General features: G+C 42.3%; 14 protein-coding genes and 1 tRNA gene. 5 read left to right on the top strand and 10 right to left on the bottom strand.

The genetic code is table 11. The annotated features are described in order from the left end of the window. Positions 1–142 precede the first annotated feature (142 nt). Positions 143–1,075: an MBL fold metallo-hydrolase gene (locus B3Y13_RS06525; protein WP_296693459.1), complete on the bottom strand. Its 933-nt coding sequence runs from the start codon at positions 1,073–1,075 to the stop codon at positions 143–145. Positions 1,076–1,201: 126 nt separating this feature from the next. Between B3Y13_RS06525 and prs the strand changes: the two genes are divergently transcribed. From prs to B3Y13_RS06550, 5 genes are all read left to right on the top strand, one after another. Then, positions 1,202–2,467, top strand: a complete 1,266-nt coding sequence (prs, locus tag B3Y13_RS06530) for a ribose-phosphate diphosphokinase (RefSeq protein ID WP_296023247.1) — start codon at positions 1,202–1,204, stop codon at positions 2,465–2,467. Positions 2,468–2,724: 257 nt separating this feature from the next. Next, positions 2,725–3,987 (top strand): FGGY-family carbohydrate kinase, encoded by a 1,263-nt coding sequence (locus B3Y13_RS06535; protein ID WP_296668419.1) that lies wholly within the window; start codon positions 2,725–2,727, stop codon positions 3,985–3,987. Positions 3,988–4,004: 17 nt separating this feature from the next. After that, positions 4,005–4,664, top strand: coding sequence for an HAD family hydrolase (locus tag B3Y13_RS06540; protein WP_296693460.1), 660 nt, complete (start codon positions 4,005–4,007; stop codon positions 4,662–4,664). Between the two features lie 59 nt (positions 4,665–4,723). Further along, positions 4,724–5,563 carry an MBL fold metallo-hydrolase gene (locus B3Y13_RS06545; RefSeq protein ID WP_296693462.1) on the top strand — a complete coding sequence of 280 codons (840 nt, stop codon included), beginning with the start codon at positions 4,724–4,726 and terminating at the stop codon, positions 5,561–5,563. Between the two features lie 56 nt (positions 5,564–5,619). Continuing rightward, positions 5,620–5,693: transfer RNA gene (locus B3Y13_RS06550), tRNA-Arg, on the top strand. A gap of 105 nt (positions 5,694–5,798) precedes the next feature. Here the strand turns inward: B3Y13_RS06550 and B3Y13_RS06555 are convergent. The 9 genes from B3Y13_RS06555 to B3Y13_RS06595 all read right to left on the bottom strand — a co-directional run bounded on the left by B3Y13_RS06555 (position 5,799) and on the right by B3Y13_RS06595 (position 16,350). Beyond that, positions 5,799–6,191 (bottom strand): hypothetical protein, encoded by a 393-nt coding sequence (locus B3Y13_RS06555; RefSeq protein ID WP_296023231.1) that lies wholly within the window; start codon positions 6,189–6,191, stop codon positions 5,799–5,801. 91 nt (positions 6,192–6,282) lie between these two features. Next, complete coding sequence (locus tag B3Y13_RS06560; RefSeq protein WP_296668413.1) at positions 6,283–6,741, bottom strand: ASCH domain-containing protein; 459 nt, start codon at positions 6,739–6,741, stop codon at positions 6,283–6,285. 10 nt (positions 6,742–6,751) lie between these two features. Continuing rightward, positions 6,752–7,048 carry a hypothetical protein gene (locus B3Y13_RS06565; protein WP_296023222.1) on the bottom strand — a complete coding sequence of 99 codons (297 nt, stop codon included), beginning with the start codon at positions 7,046–7,048 and terminating at the stop codon, positions 6,752–6,754. 27 nt (positions 7,049–7,075) lie between these two features. After that, positions 7,076–7,894, bottom strand: a complete 819-nt coding sequence (locus B3Y13_RS06570) for a hypothetical protein (RefSeq protein ID WP_296668409.1) — start codon at positions 7,892–7,894, stop codon at positions 7,076–7,078. Positions 7,895–7,904: 10 nt separating this feature from the next. Next, positions 7,905–9,449 carry an Asp-tRNA(Asn)/Glu-tRNA(Gln) amidotransferase subunit GatB gene (gene gatB / locus B3Y13_RS06575; protein ID WP_296693465.1) on the bottom strand — a complete coding sequence of 515 codons (1,545 nt, stop codon included), beginning with the start codon at positions 9,447–9,449 and terminating at the stop codon, positions 7,905–7,907. A 154-nt stretch (positions 9,450–9,603) separates the two neighbouring features. Continuing rightward, positions 9,604–11,112 (bottom strand): Asp-tRNA(Asn)/Glu-tRNA(Gln) amidotransferase subunit GatA, encoded by a 1,509-nt coding sequence (gene gatA, locus B3Y13_RS06580; protein WP_296693467.1) that lies wholly within the window; start codon positions 11,110–11,112, stop codon positions 9,604–9,606. Positions 11,113–11,243: 131 nt separating this feature from the next. Next, a complete protein-coding gene (gatC, locus tag B3Y13_RS06585) occupies positions 11,244–11,543 on the bottom strand; it encodes an Asp-tRNA(Asn)/Glu-tRNA(Gln) amidotransferase subunit GatC (RefSeq protein WP_296693471.1) in 300 nt (99 codons plus the stop codon). A 163-nt stretch (positions 11,544–11,706) separates the two neighbouring features. Continuing rightward, positions 11,707–14,244, bottom strand: a complete 2,538-nt coding sequence (locus tag B3Y13_RS06590) for a right-handed parallel beta-helix repeat-containing protein (RefSeq protein ID WP_296693472.1) — start codon at positions 14,242–14,244, stop codon at positions 11,707–11,709. Positions 14,245–14,649: 405 nt separating this feature from the next. Further along, the gene (locus tag B3Y13_RS06595) at positions 14,650–16,350 is read right to left on the bottom strand and encodes a hypothetical protein (protein ID WP_296693475.1); all 1,701 of its coding nucleotides are present in this window, start codon (positions 16,348–16,350) and stop codon (positions 14,650–14,652) included. Positions 16,351–16,646: the final 296 nt, after the last annotated feature.

A 16,646-nucleotide genomic window follows, 5' to 3' on the forward strand; every position in this document is an offset into this window, starting at 1 on the left:
CCATTATTTTAAGAAATTCTTCCGCTTATGTCAATTCAAAATACTGATTTTATGCCAATTTTATGCGTTAATTTGTCCAAAATCAGTTTTTTTATATCTATTCCGAAGCGTATTAAGTTTTTCTTATAAAAAAGCGAAATCCTCACCTACATTCCAGTTCCAGACCGTCAAACGCTGGACAGACAGTTCCGCCGTTTTCAACAATTTTTTGCAGATTAGCAAATTCCGGCAGTTTTTTATCAATATAATTCTGAATTTCTCCGTGCAAAAAATCGTGAGAAAGATGAGTAAACCAAGTATGCGCCGCTCCAATTTTATCTGCATAAAAAAGCGCCTGATCAAAATTATTGTGAGAAGAGTGTTTATCTGCACGAAGAGCATCAATTACAAGATGATCGAGAAATCCGCCTGAGCAGGCATTCTTTACCCGATTTAAAGAATTTTCGCTTATAAAATTGCAGTCAGTAAGATAAGCAATTGAACGTTTTTTTCCATTCAGTTTTTTAGAAAAAATCCAGCCTGTCGTTTTTATGCAGCCATGCTCCATCGGAACAGGAACAATGCAAAGTTCTCCAAGTTCAAGCGGATTTTTTTCATTGTACGAATCAACATCTATTATGTTCAGTTTTGGAGTTCCGCCGCCTTTTTCGTGCGTCATAAAAATATAATGAAAATTTGTCTTAACGCATTTTTCAGAATCTGAACTCATGTACATTGCAAGACCTTTTCCAGCAGTTTCTGGAAATTTTTTAGAAAGTCTTTCGTCGCAGTTCATTGCGCTAGAGTTCTTGTGGCTAAAAATTCTTAAATCGTCAATTCCGTGAATATGATCTGCGTGAGGATGTGTGAGAAAAACAGCATCAAGTTTACAAAGATTTATGCGAAGAGCCTGTTCCCGAAAATCCGGCCCAACATCAATAAGAAAATTTCTGTCGTCTGAGCCATTTTTTATAGAAAGAAGCGCGCTCGCTCTGAGCCGATTGTCTTTTTTGTCTCCAGACTTACAAACTTTGCAATTACAAGCAATTACAGGCACGCCATGGCTTGTTCCTGATCCCAAAATCGTCAGTTTCATATAGAAAGATTTTAGTTAAAACATGATTTTCTGTCAAAACACTACATCTAGCGTAAATTATTGACCACAGCCGGCTTGAAGTGCTAGTATTAGTGTACATCAATCACATTTTCATGGGAGAATAAAATGCCTTATTCAGAACCAACCAACCTGGGCGTAATCGCATGTCCGGGCGGTGCTGCATTTGCGGACGAAGTAATTACTCATCTTCGTCACATGTACAAACATCGTTTTACATTAAAAAATGACGTAATTTCTAAACGATATACTTTAGACAAAGACAAACTGATTAAGGACATCAACTTCCGCAACGATATGGTGACATCTGACCTTGTTGTACGCGGAGCAATCGACAAATACCGTGCGCCAGATTTTAAAATCAACACAGCTTTTACTTGGTTTGCAAACGGTGAAATTAAAGCAGAATTGATGGATTCTGTCCGCGGAAAAGATATTTATATTTTTCAAGATGCAGAAAACCACCAGCCAATTGAAATGAACGGCGGAAAAAATGTTGTTACATTCTCTGTAAACGACCACGTAATGACACTTCTTGTAACAATCGATGCTGTTCAGCAGGCTGGAGCAAGATCAATCACTCTTGTACTTCCGGCATTTCCTTACAGCCGCCAGCACAAGAAGAAGGGCCGCGAAGGTCTTACGGCAGCGCTTCTTTGCCACATTTACGAAATGCGTGGAGTCGACCGCGTAATTACTCTCGACATTCACTCTCGCGAAATTGTAAACGCATTCAACACGACACATCTCGAAAACCTACATGCTTCCTATCAGGTTATCCGTGAACTTACAAAGGTTGTAAATCTTTCTGGTCCTGACAAGGAAGATTTAGTTGTAGTAAGCCCTGACACAGGCGCAATCGACCGCAACAAATTCTATGCTACAGGCTTAAAAGTGCCGCTCGCAATGATTTACAAAGAACGCGATTATTCTGTCGTAACTCAGAATGCAAAACAGACAAATATTAAAAGCGTAAAACTTCTTGGCGACGTTAAAGGAAAAGTTGCCTTCCTTGCAGATGATATGCTCGGAACAGGAGGAACTCTCCTTAAAGCAATGCAGTTTTTGCAGGAACAGGGCGCAACAAAGGTAATCGCCGCAATTTCGCTTCCGTTCTTTACAGGAAATGCAATTGAACTGTTCGATGAAGCTTATAAAAACGGCCAGTTCTACCGAATAATCGGAACAAACGCCGTTTACCATCCAGAATTAAAAGAAAAAGAATGGTTTATAAGCACAAATGTTTCTGGTCTCTTTGCAAATGTAATTACAAGAATTCATCACAATCAGAGCTTGAGCGATCTTTTGGACAACAGAACGATTATCGACAAACTGATTAAAAAGTCTGACGATACAGAAGAAACTCAGGCATAAATAAAAAAATTATTAAAAACTGTCTGACAGGCGCTTCAGTCCTTATCAGGCAGTTTTTTTTTGCAAAAATGGCAAATCTCCGCAAATTGTTGTAAAATGAAAAATAAGCCTCGAAGCAAAAAATTCGGACAAGGGGCTGGAGGGGCGGCAAAGCCGTTCCAAAAAACTGGCGGATGAGCCTGTTTTTTGGAATAAAACCCCGCAAGACCCGGTTTTTGCGACAGCAAAAATGGCCCCGAAAAAAATTGGAGATTTTTATGAAAGATGCTATTCTTTGTGTTGATATTGGAACTTCTTCGTTAAAAGCGGCGCTTATGCCAGATTCGCCAAAAAGCATTGCCTATGCACGCGCGAATTTTACGGAAAAAGATGAATCGAAAATTGCACGGGAATGGGTCGGGGCTTTAAAACAAGCTGTCGAAGAATTAAAGCAAAAATCGCCGGACACTGGAATTGAAGCGATTTGTATTTCCGGCAACGGGCCGACGGTTGTAAGCAGCAACGGGCTGACGCTTCTTTGGTCTAAAGATGCGCCAACTTCCGTTTCTGACAAAAAGTCAATGTGGATTCCGCGTCTGGATGCTTTTAGAAAACTCCACACTCACCACTGGTACGAATCTGACAAGATTTTTGGAACTCCTGAATACCTGATTTACCGTCTGACAGGAAACGCCGTAACAATTCTGCCGGAAGAACGTTTCAGAGAAATTTATTGGACAGAAGAACAGCTCAAGGCAGAAGGTTTTTCTGATGACGAAATCAAAAAACTGCCTCCATTTGTAAAACCTGGCGCACTCGCTGGAAAAATTACAAAACAGGCGGCTGAAGAAACTGGTCTTATCGAAGGAACATTGGTTTTTTGCGGCGCTCCTGATTTTGTTGTTGCGCTGATTGGAACAGACACGCTCGACACCGGCATGCTATGCGACCGTTCAGGTTCAAGCGAAGGGCTTAATCTCTGCACTCCAGTTCCGCTCAATTCGCCAAATATCCGCACAATGCCGTCGATTATTCCTGGAATGTGGAATGCGGCGGTAATCATTCCAGATACAGGAAGCAGGTTTGCAAATTTTAAGAAAAAGATTGAAGACGAATTAAAAACAAAAATTACGCACAAAAAACTAGTTGCGCAGATTGTAGACACTCCGACATTTGAAAATCCGCAGATTTTGACGGATGAACAAAAAAAAGAAGGACTTGCGATTATTCACGATGTAACTCACCAGCTTTGGGCGGCCCTCAACATTCTAAAAAAGGCTTCGGAAGAGGCAGGACTTCCACAGCCGAGAAGCATTACCGTAACTGGCGGGCAGGCTCTAAACGAAAAATGGACTCAGATAAAATGCGATACTCTCTGCGTTCCGTTTGTTGTGACTGAATGCGTGGATGCGGAACTTGCAGGCGACAATATTCTTGCAAGAATTTCGCTCGGATATTACGACTCGATAGAAGAAGCGGCATTTGTTCTTGTAAAAAAATCGCACGTCTACACTCCGGCTATGCCTGCTGACCACTCGTAGACAGGCGCTGCATTTTAATGAAGGTTTATTTTATTCCAGAAAAAGTCCAGGTTCTGATTTTTGATGTAGATTCTACGCTCTATACAAATTCTGAATACGCAAAAGAGCAGATTGACGGTCAAATCCGACATTTTGCCCAAATGCGAAAAATTTCCGCTGATGAAGCCCGCGGGCTTTTTTCTGATTTTAGGAAAAATTGGGCGAACACACATTCCGGACAAAAAATCAGCCTTGGAAACCTTCTTACTTATTTTGGAATTTCGATTGAAGAAAGTATTTTTTGGAGAAAAAAACTTATAAATCCTGCTGAATTTTTAAAACCAGACGCAAGGCTTTTTAAAACTCTTTCCGCCTTAAAAGAAAAATTTTATCTCATTTGCGTAACAAACAATCCTGTTCTGACGGCAAGAAAAACTCTCGAAGCGCTGGGAGTTTCCGGGCTTATTCCAGAAATCATTGGGCTTGACACAACGCTAAAATCAAAGCCTGCCAGAGAGATTTTTGAGTTTGCCGCAAAAACCGCAGGAACAGCTCTTAACAAAAAAATAAAATTTGAAGAATGTCTAAGCATTGGAGATCGTTACGATATTGACCTTGACCTGCCGTTAAAACTTGGAATGGGCGCAATTCTTGTTGACGGTGTAAAAGATGTTTATTTGCTTCCAGAAGTTTTGTAATATAATTATATTGTGTTATAATTTGTACTGATTTTAAGAAAAAGTTCTACGGAAGTTCTATGGAAATCGAAACATTTAAAGACAGTATAAACCTCACAAACAATGGAAAACTTCAGATTTTTTTCATCGGAACTGGAAGCGCTTTTAACAAAGTCGATTTTCAGAACAACCTGCTTGTAATAAAAGGCAAAGATCATGTCTTGATTGACTGCGGAACTTTATTTTCTTACGCCTTAAAAACATACAACACTCCGCTCACAAAAATCCGCACGATTTTGCCGACACACTCACATTCTGACCACATTGGCGGCCTTGAAGAAGTCGCATACACAAATTTTTATGTGACAAGACAAAAACCGTCGCTTATTGTTCCAGATTTTTACAAAAAAATTCTTTGGGAAAAAAGCCTGGCCGGAGCCTGCTCTTACGGCGAGGAAAAAGGAATAGACAATTTTTTTACTTTTGACGATTATTTTAAGCAAATCTGCCCAGTTGAATTAAAAAACACTCCGCGCCCGGTTTACGAGGCAAATGCAGGTTCAATAAACTTAAAACTTGTACGAACAAGGCATATTCTTTGCCCAAATGCAGACTGGAACAAAATTTTTTATTCTGTCGGAGTTTTAATAGATGACAGAATTTTCTTTAGCGGAGACACAAAATTTGACCGTCCAATGCTGGATTGGATTGAACAGACTTATAAACCGGAATGTATTTTTCATGAATGTACTTTTTTTGAAAGTCCTGTTCATTCTTCTTACAATGAGCTTCTAACTCTTCCAACAGAAATGCGAAAAAAAATGTTTCTCTGCCACTACGGCGAAAACTACAGGGAGTTTTTACCTCAAGATGACGGTTTTGCGGGTTTTGCAGAGCGCGGTCTTTATTATACCTTTTAGAAAAAAGCATACACCATTTGAAAAAATCTTTGTTTTTTGTTAATATTAGTCTATTCGACTCTGTAGCTCAGCTGGATAGAGCATCCGCCTCCTAAGCGGAAGGTCGCGCGTTCGACTCGCGTTGGAGTCATAAAAAAGCGCCAGGAACACGGAGGGCGGCGCAGCCGGTGCAAAAGCACCGAGGGCACCGAAGCCCGCAGTACTCCGACCCGCAAAGCGGGTGGCGCCCAAAAAATTAGTTTTTGCAGTAAAGAATCGAGCCTAAAACTACCAGATGGCCTGCAAAATTCCAGAGCCATTTCATAAAATTGTGGAAATTTCCGTCGATAAAATCGCTCAAGACAATTGCAACAATCCAGACAATCATAATAATAAGCATCAGAATGCTTTTAAACTGTCCGAGACTACCGATAAAAAGTTCAAGAACAAGATAAATTCCTGCAAGAAGTTCGATTATTGAAAAAACAATTACCGCAATGTTTTCTGCGCTGCCGCTAAACACGCTTTTTAGAGAGTTAATTCCAAAATCTCCGCCGCCCTGCAAGCCCCAAATACCGCCGACAGCCAGCAACAAACCAAGAGAAAGCTGAATAATCAACTTTTCAACAGAAAAACTTTTTTTTGCCATAATTTAATTCCTCCAAACATTAAAAAATGCTTTTCTAATATAAAATTATAGCACACAGAAATTCGATTTTAAACTTTGGATTTTAAAAGTTTTAATTTTTTTTGTAGACTAATTCGAAAATTTCACAGACAACGGGCATTTCTTCGTCAAAATCAAAACCGCAAAGGTCGGCTTCTTCCTCAAAAAAGTCACGCTCTTTTTCCTGCCAGGCTTCAAGATTTTCGTCTTCGCCGTCCTGCTGCGCAAGTTCCCAGCTGATTTGGCTGAACGGAATTATTTTTACATCTTTTATGCGGATTACAGCGCAAGGATTCTCCTGAGTATCTTCCACGACGTAAACTTCGCCGGCAACAGGGAGCTTTTCGCGGTTTATTTCAAAAGAAGGAAAAGGTGTAAAGATTGCAGTTTTTTTTTCGCCAAGCACGAGATTTAGCTGTGACTGGCCTGTCCAGCCCGAATCTTCAAAACAAAGCTCGCCGTTATAGACAGCCTCTTGTGGTTTTTGCCCGGTTTTTGCCAAATATTCATTCCAAAATTGAAGCACTGTCATTTTTATTTTCCTATTTTCTCGCACGGATTATTTTTAAGATAAAAGAAATTATAAAGAAAATTGCTGGAACTACCGTAAAAAAAAGCGGCACAAACGGAAGATTGAAAATTTTTAAAGAAAATTCGCTTATGATTCCAACTTTTAAGAGAAGCTCAAAAACAAGGCCTGCGTAACTAAAAATTGCTCCGCAAACCATAAAAATCCAGACAGAATCACGCGTCCGGCTCAAAAGCAAAATTGCTAAAAAAGCAGTAATTCCGCCAAAAACAAGTTTTACAATGTAAAAAACCACTTCGCTTTCAAGCATTTTTTCTTACCCGCATACTTAAAATTTTTAAAAGTCAAAAGGTGATTTTTCCAGCTTTTTAAAAACTCCAGAATCTGCTCCAAAAGGAACAATGCTCGGAACAGAAAAAAATGGGCTTACGACAAGATCGCAGTCCAGACAATGCTGAACAAAGTTCTCGTATTTTTCCTGCGGAATTTTCGGAAAAAGCCAAGGCCCCTTTCTCGTCCAGTATTTTGTCAAAACTTTGTCGTATTTAAACCAGTCTTTTTCTTCGCGAACCTGAAGTGCTTTTATTAAATCATAAAAAGAACGCGTTACCGCAGCTTCTAAAGCCGCTGGAATAAAAGCAGAACAAAAATCGATTTTTGAATCTTCAATAAACTCGCTTTTTACAGCGACAATCCAGATATTCTGCGCCCAGGCAAGCGGAGGAGCAATCAAAACACAGGCGGCATTTTTCCAGTCAATATTCTGCGCATTCCACGGACGATAAACAAAAGTTCCGTCTTTGCTTATGGCAAGGCTTTTTTTAAGAGCATCTTCTTTTGAATTACAAATAACTGCAATTCTTTCATCATTCAGCAAGGCGCTTACGGCACGGCTCAGTCTTGAAAGTCCAGAATTTTTTGAAACAGCATTAAAATCCGTAACAAAACTTCCTGTAAGACCGCGGCTTATTATGTTCTTAAAAATCGTCCAGCCGCTAAAAAAATCGCTTCCCCAGCCCAAAACAGCCCGGCCGCCTTCCAAAAACATATCAGTAAGACGAACGCGCTTTTCTGTGTACAGAAAATTTCCGCGCGCTCTTTTTACAGTCCCGAAACGAGATTTTATGCTCTCTGCAAGAATATTGATTTCTGTCATTTTGCTTTTTTTACAGCTTTGAAAGTTTCTCGCCCACGAGTTTCGACGCGATTCCAGGGTTCGCCTTTCCCTTAGAAGCCTTCATCACCTGGCCTGTAAGCCAGCCGACAACGTTTGTCTTTCCGGCCTTAAAGTCAGAAACAGCTTTCGGATTATCAGCGATAACCTTGTCAACAATCGCCTCGATTGCGCCGGAATCAGAAACAGTCTCCATTCCCTCTTTCTTGATAATCTCAGCCGGCATTTTTGAAGTCTCGAGCATTTTCGCAAAAACGGCCTTTCCCTGCGCGTTCGAGATTTTCTTGTCCGCAATCGCGTTCACAAGCTCGGTTATGTGCTTCGGAGTGATATTCACCTCGCTGATTGTCTTTCGCTGCTCGTTAAGAACCGCGAGAAGCTCGGCAAGAATCCAGTTCGCAACTTTTTTAACGTCTTTCGCGCCTTTCGCGGCCTCTTCAAACCAAAGCGCAAGCTCGCGTGAAGAAGTCAAAGTCTCAACATCAAAATCAGAAAGACCGAACTGCTTCTGCAATCGGATTCTCTTTGCCTCAGGAAGCTCGCCGACTCTGCTTTCCGCGCGCGAAATCAGCTCCTCGTTCACCTTGAACGGCTTGATGTCCGGCTCAACGACAAATCGGTAGTCAACGAACGAATTCTTTGTACGCATAATCTGCGTAACGCCCTTGTCCTCGTCCCAGTTCATCGTGTTCTTGTAGCCCGGATTGAATTCCTGGCGGTCTTCCTCAAATTCCTTGAGCTGCCTTTTCGCCTCGTAAGCGCACGCCTCGCGGATTGACTTGAAAGAGTTAAGGTTCTTGATTTCGGAAATAGGAGTATGGTAAAGCTTTCCGTCCTCCCAGACATTGAGGTTGATGTTAGCATCGCAGCGCATATTTCCTTCCTCAAGGTTTCCGTTTGTAACTTTCACATAGCGCAAAATTTCCTGAACAGTCTGCATAAAAAGCGCGGCCTCGTCAGGAGAAGTCATGTCAGGCTTTGTAACAATCTCAATCAACGGAGTTCCCGAGCGGTTGTAGTCGATATAGGAATGTTTTCCCGGCAAGTGAAGCGATTTTCCTACGTCTTCCTCAAGATGGATTCTCTCGATTCTCACGCGGCGGTATTTTTTGCCCTCGTTCTCAACAATGCAGTTCTCGCCCTTAAAATTGTTCGGCCGGAATTTTGCTCCGCCTTCCTGCTCGTCCTTTGAATAATGCGAAAGCGGCAAGTCAACGTGTCCGTCTGCGCAAAGCGGAATATCGTACTGCGTAATCTGATAGCCTTTCGCAAGGTCAGGATAAAAATAATGCTTGCGGTCAAATTTCGTAAAGCGCGCGATATTGCAGTTCAAAGCAAGCCCGGCAACCGCCCCAAGCTCCACATAGCCTTTTGAAATGCGCGGCATAGCTCCCGGCAAGCCAAGACAAACCGGGCAGACTCGCGTGTTCGGCATTCCGCCGTATTTGTTCTCGCAGGCGCAAAAAGCCTTTGTTTTTGTAAGAAGCTGCGTGTGAATCTCACAGCCGATTACGATTTCATATTTATCAATTGCCATAATTTTCTCCAACTTTTCTGGGCGTTCCCCTCACTTTCGTTCGGGTCGGGCCTTTCGTGGTTCCGCACATCAGTGCTCCATTGCTCTCACTTCGCAAGGCTCCGTTCCGCAACGGCTCCGCCGCCACTACACGCCCTAACGCAAAATCCGAGTTTTACTTTTGAACCGGAATTCCGCAGTTTTTGTGGTCTTCTTCCCACGCCTGCGCGGTCTGAAGAATCTTCAGCTCGTCGAACATTTTTCCTGCAAACTGAATTCCAACCGGCATGCACGAAGCATTCTTGTTTTCCTTTGAAGTAAATCCTGCCGGAACAGAAATTGAAGGAATTCTCGCCAAGTTCACAAAAGTCGTGAACAAGTCGCTCAAGTACATTTCGAGAGGGTCGTCAACTTTTGAGCCGAGCTTGAACGAGGCTGTCGGGCAAGTCGGGCAGAGAATCAAGTCGTATTTCTCAAACAGAGAAGCAACTTCACGCTGAATTCTCGCGCGCACGCTCATTCCTTTTTTGTAAGTGTCGCCTGAAAACTGCTCTGAAAGCACGTAGTTTCCGATTATGATTCTTCGCTTTACCTCAGGCCCGAATCCGTTTGAGCGGGTATCGATGTAAAGCTGGTCGTAGCCTTTCTCATTGTCAACGCGGTTTCCGTAACGGATTCCGTCAAAACGGCTGAGGTTTGAAGCAGCCTCGGAAAGCGCAATCACGTAATAAGACGCGATTGAAGCGTCAAGAATCGGAAGGTCAACAGTCTCGATTTTCGCGCCTTTTGAAGAAAACCAAGATTTCACTTCTGCAAAAACTTTCGCAACGTCAGCGTCCATTCCTTTTGATTCCTCAAACTGCTTAGGAACGGCAATCTTCAATTTAGAGACATCAATCGCCTTCAGATTTTTCAGCTCGCCAGAAGAAGGCAAGTCAGCAGAAGTGTCATCGTAAAAATCAACGCCGGACATCAAAGAAAGCGGAAGCGCAATGTCTTTTGGAGAATGCCCGATAATTCCAACCTGATCGAGGGAAGAGCCGTAAGCGACAACGCCCCAGCGGCTCAAAACTCCGTAAGTCGGCTTTAAGCCGTAAACTCCGCAGTAAGAAGCAGGCAAGCGGACAGAACCGCCGGTTTCAGTTCCAAGACCGAAAAGAGCCTGGTTTGCGGCAACAGCGGCAGTTGAGCCGCCGGAAGAGCCGCCTGAAACATAGTCGCGATTTATAGGATTTCTTGTAGGCCCGTAAATTGAATATTCGGTTGAAGAGCCCATCGCGAATTCGTCCTGATTGCATCTTCCAAGCGGAATTGCACCGGCGTCCAAAAGCCGCGCGATTACAGTCGCGTTGTAAGGCGCACGGTATCCCTGCAGAATTTTTGACGAGCAGGTAAGAGATTTTCCTTTTACGGAAATGTTGTCTTTTACGGCAAAAGGAACGCCAAGAAGCGGCTTTTCCTCAAAAAGTTTTCCGACTGTGCCGTTTTTTCTTGCCTCTGCAATTTCCGCGTCAGCAGCGTTCGCCTTTTCAACAACGTCGTCGTAAATTTCAAGAAAAGCGTTCAGCGGCTTTTCAGATTTTTTGTCATTTTCAAAAGTATCAACAGAAGCCTTAACAAGCGCGGCAGAAGTTGTCTCGCCGGATTTCAAGGCTTTTACAGTTTCTTCTATTGTATAAAACATATTTTCACCTTATGAAGATTTAAAAGCAGGATTTTAAGGGCGCAGCCCTTAGGAGAAAGGGGGGCGGCACAACGAAGTGTGACGCAGGGGAAAGGCTTTTCCCCTTCCCTGTTTTCAAAATTTCTTGCTTTTTACGCTCCCTCGCCAAGAACTTTAGGAACCTGATAATATCCGTCCATAAATTTGTCGGTTGTCTGCTTGAGAGATGGAATATCAAGCCCCGGAACAATCTCGTCCTCGCGGAGCTTTTCAGCCTCGGTTGAAGGATAAGCGTCATAAGGATTCTCGGAGTCGTCATATTTGGAAAGAATGTCAAAATATCCAACGATTTCGTCCACTTGTTTTTTAAGTGTTGCCATGTCAGTGCTTTCAGGAGAAAGGCGGCTGAGCTGCAGCAAATTTGAAAGAGTTGTCTCGTCTACAGTTTTCATAGAAAGCATTTTACATAAAAACGCGGAAATATGGAAGTAATAGAAATTGTCTGTAAATCGCCAGCATTTTTTTTAGAAAAATAAAGATTAAAAAAACGCAAAAAAAACTCCGCCAGGCAAACGCCCGGCGGAGTTTTTTTACATCAATTGTTTTTTTTACGGATTACTGTCCGATTTTTGTTACGCCTGTTGTATGGACAAGCAATGCAGAATTCAATTCTTCATTTACGGCGTAGCTCGCATCATCAGTTGAATTGTCAAATGTCCATGCAAAATCAGGATTATGCCGTCCGGCAAATTCAAGAACTGAAGCCTTTGCAACATCAGGAGATGTCGGCAGGTTTGTAAGACCAAGACCTGCATCGCCTAAAGTTGTATCAAAATTTGAATAAGCATGGTTTCCAGATTTTGAGAGAACAGTTGCCGGAACAGTCTCGCTTCGCTCGTCAACTTCGTAAGCATCAATATTAGACATATCAGCCCCGCTTGAAAGCGTTGTTTTCCATCCCGTTGAAGCAATCACCTTGATTTCAGAGATATTAAGCGAATTAGAACCAGAATTCACAACAGCAATAGTGCTGTCCTTTGTCACAGAAACAGCAATTTCAACATCTGTGTAAGATGTGTTTGAAATTGAATTGCTCTTTGTGCCGTCAACGCTTACAGTTGTTGTAGCTCCTGATGTTGAAGAGCCTGTTTTAGCTTTCAAAACAACTTTCGTTGTATTCGCAGGAACATCAAGATAGAACATCGTCTTTCCTTTTGAGCCTTGATAGTAAGCGCCTTTCTTTGCCGCATCTTCTATCGCAATCAGAGAATTTGAGGCGATTGTGTCTGTAGAGTCTGTAACAGCAGAATCATAAATAGTCCAAGTTCCGTCAGAATTTTCTGTTCCAATAGTTTCAGTCCACTCTTTGTATTCGCCAAGCTCCTGATTGTTTGTGTAGTCATACTTGTTTGTTATGAACTGGAACGAAACGCCATTTGTATTGTTCTGTTCGAATTTATTGTTATAAGATTTTATTCCGCCGCCCTCTTCGCCAGAGAAAGTTCCAGAGCCACGCGCGTCTGTTCCCTGTTTAGAAATCATCATCGGGTCATGCGCATTGCGGAAGAAGTTCCCTTCAACAAAAGCGTTTCCGCCTGAAGTTACGCCAACGCCATACTTCGCATTTCCGTCAAAGTAATTGTTGTAAACATGGACAGACATTGTTCTAATTCTCGGGTGGCGAGAATCTGAATGGTCAAACCAGTTATGATGATAAGTAATATAGTTCGGGGCGCTTTCAGATTTCATTCCGCAGAGAGACATTTTTCCGCTGTCCCAGAAGTGGTTATATGAAATTGTCACGTGCTGAGAATTGTCTTTCAAGTCCATTGAACCGTCGCCCTTAACCTGGTCAGCATCGCTTCCAGCGTCTCCATAGAAAAAGTCATTGTTATGAACCCAGACATAAGTGCTTTTCTTAAGCGAAACTCCGTCTCCGTCTTTTCCGCCGCCCCATTTCATAAGGCCAAGATTTTTAATTTCAATATAGTCTGAAGTGAATGCCGCAACTCCAGCCACCATAGTCGCATCATCTCCAACGCCCTCAATCGTCACATAATTAGCTTCTTTCACACCAAGAGCATATGCGCTTGACATATCAGAGCAGGAAAGACCGTCAAGCGTGAGTTTTCCAATAATGCGGATATCAACAGGAGTTGTTCCCGTGTTTTTAGTCTTTATTGCCTGAGTAATATCGGCAATTCCTGTATACTCCTTTCCGCCGATTGTCGCGGTAACAGTCTTTTTGTTTTCCTCTGTAAGATAAATTACAACTGCGCCATTTTTCAATGTTCCGTCAAGACTGTATGCGCCAGGAACCGCCCCGTCCGTAAACGCAAATCCTGAACGGTCGTTATCAAGAACAGTCATTGTAGCAGTTGACTCTGTTTTTCCGCCGTCAACACTTACAGAAATTGTATGGCTTCCAGCAGCAAGCCCAAGCGCGTCAGCACGCACAACATTGCTCAAAGTTTTCTTTGAATAAGAGACAGCAAGATTTGAGTCCTCGCTCTTTTCATAATAGTTGTAAGTATCATAAAAACGGATAAGCTCGTTATCGATTTGCGTTCCGTCAACTTTCACAGTGTAAGTCGCTCCGCTAATTTGATTGAAGACAACATAAGCAGAATTCAGCCAGCCTTCGCTCTTTACAATTTTTACAGTCGCATTCGTAACGTCTGCGTCAGTATCAACATCAAGATTACTGTCGTCGCTGCTTGAATCACTTCTTTTCAACGTGAAAGAAATTTCCGTTGTTTTTCCGTTTTCGATAGCCGCGCTAGCCTCTCCAGACATTGCAGCAGACTCGCTCAAGCCAAGCTCAGAGTCGCTCATTGCAACAGTTGCTGTCAATTTGAAAGTGTAAACGCCGACTGGAATACTTACCGCGCTCAGTTCGCTTTCGCTAGCCCAGCTTGCAGCCTTAGTAAAGCCACTTGCTCCAGATGCCTTGTAGAAAAGCGTAATGTCTGAATAAGAATCGTAGCTTACCGCACGGGCATGGCTAAAACTTATTGAAACACTTCCATATCCATCGCCAGCACTAGAAGATTCCTCGCTTCCAAGAACCGAGCAGCCAGCCGCTCCGAACGCAACCAGCGCCGTCATTGCAAGCGATGCTATTTTTTTTATGGCTCCAGAAAATCTTTTCATTTAATTCTCCAACAATATCTTTTTTATTTTCTTCGGGCGTTCCCGCCGCAAGCGGCGGTCGGGTGTTCCGGGGTTGCATTGCTACGCAACGCTGCGCGCCCCTACACCCCCTAACGCGTTCACAATTTGACGCACCCCGAAATTGTCCTTGAACGGCCTGCGTCAAAATAACGTTTTCCGTTTTTGTCTAAATTCTCAAAACGTCATGGTGACGTTTTGTGTTTTAGCCTTATGTTGGCTATCGTCATTATGACGTTCGCCAACTCTAGCCAAGATTAAGAAACGTCATGGTGACGTTTCACGTTTTTATACAAAATCAGCAATCGTCATGGTGACGTTCGCTGACTTTGTGTAAAGTTGGCTAGCGTCACAGCAATGTACGCTGATTCTAGCCAAGTTTTTGATTTATTCAATTGCTGCAAAAGTAAGAGTTGCAATCTTTGCACTTGAACTTGTTGCTCCAGCAATACTGTACGAACCAGCCCCCAATGTAACAGAAACCTCAGCTCCATCAGCACCAAGTTTTTCAGAAGTTGTTTTACCTTCAGCTCCGACATATCCGTCAGAAGTTGAAATTATTACGCCTTTTTTATTTGAATCCGTAAATTTCAAAGTCATTGCAGACGCAATTGCAAACGAAACTTCGCCACCATTAGTTTTCAAGTTAGCACCAGCAGAATCAATTTTACAAGTCACTGTGATTCCTGAAACAGTCTGAGTTGCACCAGCATCTTGCTTAGCAAACACCCCTCCTTTTGATGAAAGATTATATTCTCCTGCATTTACTGCAACAAATCCTTTGCAACCATTCTTAACAGAACATTTTTCAACATCTTCCTCAGTATCATAATGAGTTCCGCAGTTTGAGCATTTTGGCTTTTCTGTCCAGTTTGCTGTAAATGTCACATCGCTTGTAATTGCTGAATCTGTTGTTATGCCTTCAACATCGCTACTCCAAGAAAGGCTGTAGTTTTCTTTTGTCCAAGCTGGAACATTCGATTTTTCGCCCTCATAAACTGTCTGTGTTTCTTCAGCGTTCCCGCCTTCTGAATCCACAAATTTTACCGTATATTTTGCATCTTCTGTCCAGTTTGCCGTAAACATTACGTCGCTTGTAACTGCAGAATCTACTGATACACCATCAACGCTTGAAGTCCAGCCGCTCAATGTAAAATGCTCTCTTGTCCATGCAGGAACGTTTCCAACAACTTCACCTGAGATTACATCAACGGTCACATCGGCATTTGCTCCGCTTTCGTCTTTGAATGTTACAGTGTATGTTGTTGACCATTTTGCCGTGAATGTTACTGTTTTTTCAGTTTCGCCGTCTGAAAGAGAAATTGAATCGTCAAAATCGGCTTCATTTCCGTTTTCATCAATCCAGATAAGCGCAAAATTTTCTTTTTCCCAGCTTGGAGGAACAACAGTATTTCCCGATTTGATTACCTTTGTAACAGTTTCGTTTCCGTTTTCGTCGCTGTCTTTAAAAATTACCGTAACGTGCGAAGCGCAGGCATTCAATTCTGATTCAGAATAATAAACAGAGCCGCAAGTTTTACACTTGTAATGCCCGCAGTTTTCAGCCTGTGACTTGAAGTAATAAGTTTTTCCGCATTTTGCGCAGCTAATAGAACCGTCAACATTCACTGTTACAGAAACGCTTCCTTTTTCGGTTGTGTCCCCATCGCTTCCGCCTGTTGAGCCGCCTTCTGAACCTGAGCCGCCTTCTGAGCTTCCGCCTGTCGAACCACTTTCGCCTGATTCTTTTTTTGCCGCAATTTTTACGGAGTATTCTTCTGAAGATTTTTTATTTTCTGTGCCTTTTAGGTTTGCGGTAACTTTAATTTTTACTTCTTTTTCTTCCGCAGCGCAGTTTGGAACGAGTTTTGAACTTTCTGAATCTGAATTTTCAAAAGAAGCGTAACCGCTTCCTTCTGTAACTTCCCAACTGTATTCAATTCCGGCTCCTTCGAGATTATTGCCATTTACGTCTGCTTTTAGCTCAACCGGCTCGGAAACAGCGCTTTCCGGGATTCCAGAAATTTTTACCCCTGTAATTTCTGGATAATCGTCGCCCCCCCCCGAAATCTGAACTACAGCCTGCAAAAATCAATGCCGCAGCGGCCATTGCGAAAATTGCAGTCTTAAAAAAACTTTTTTTCATTTTAAATTCCTCCTACTTTTGCAGATATTTTTTTGTTATAAAAATATCTGTTAGTTTATAATCGTATAAAAGGAAAATGTAAAACAAACAGTTATTTGAACTTTTACGACATTTTAAAATTTTGTTGTAAAATTTTGAATTAGTTTTCCGAAAAACTCTAAAATATCTATTTTATTTCCTTTCGGACAAGGGATTTTTTACTGTTCGCTAAAGCGATCGCCCTTGTCCTTTCGGACAA

Origin of the sequence: Treponema sp. UBA7567 (genome assembly GCF_002476655.1) — a bacterium.
GTDB lineage: Bacteria > Spirochaetota > Spirochaetia > Treponematales > Treponemataceae > Treponema_D.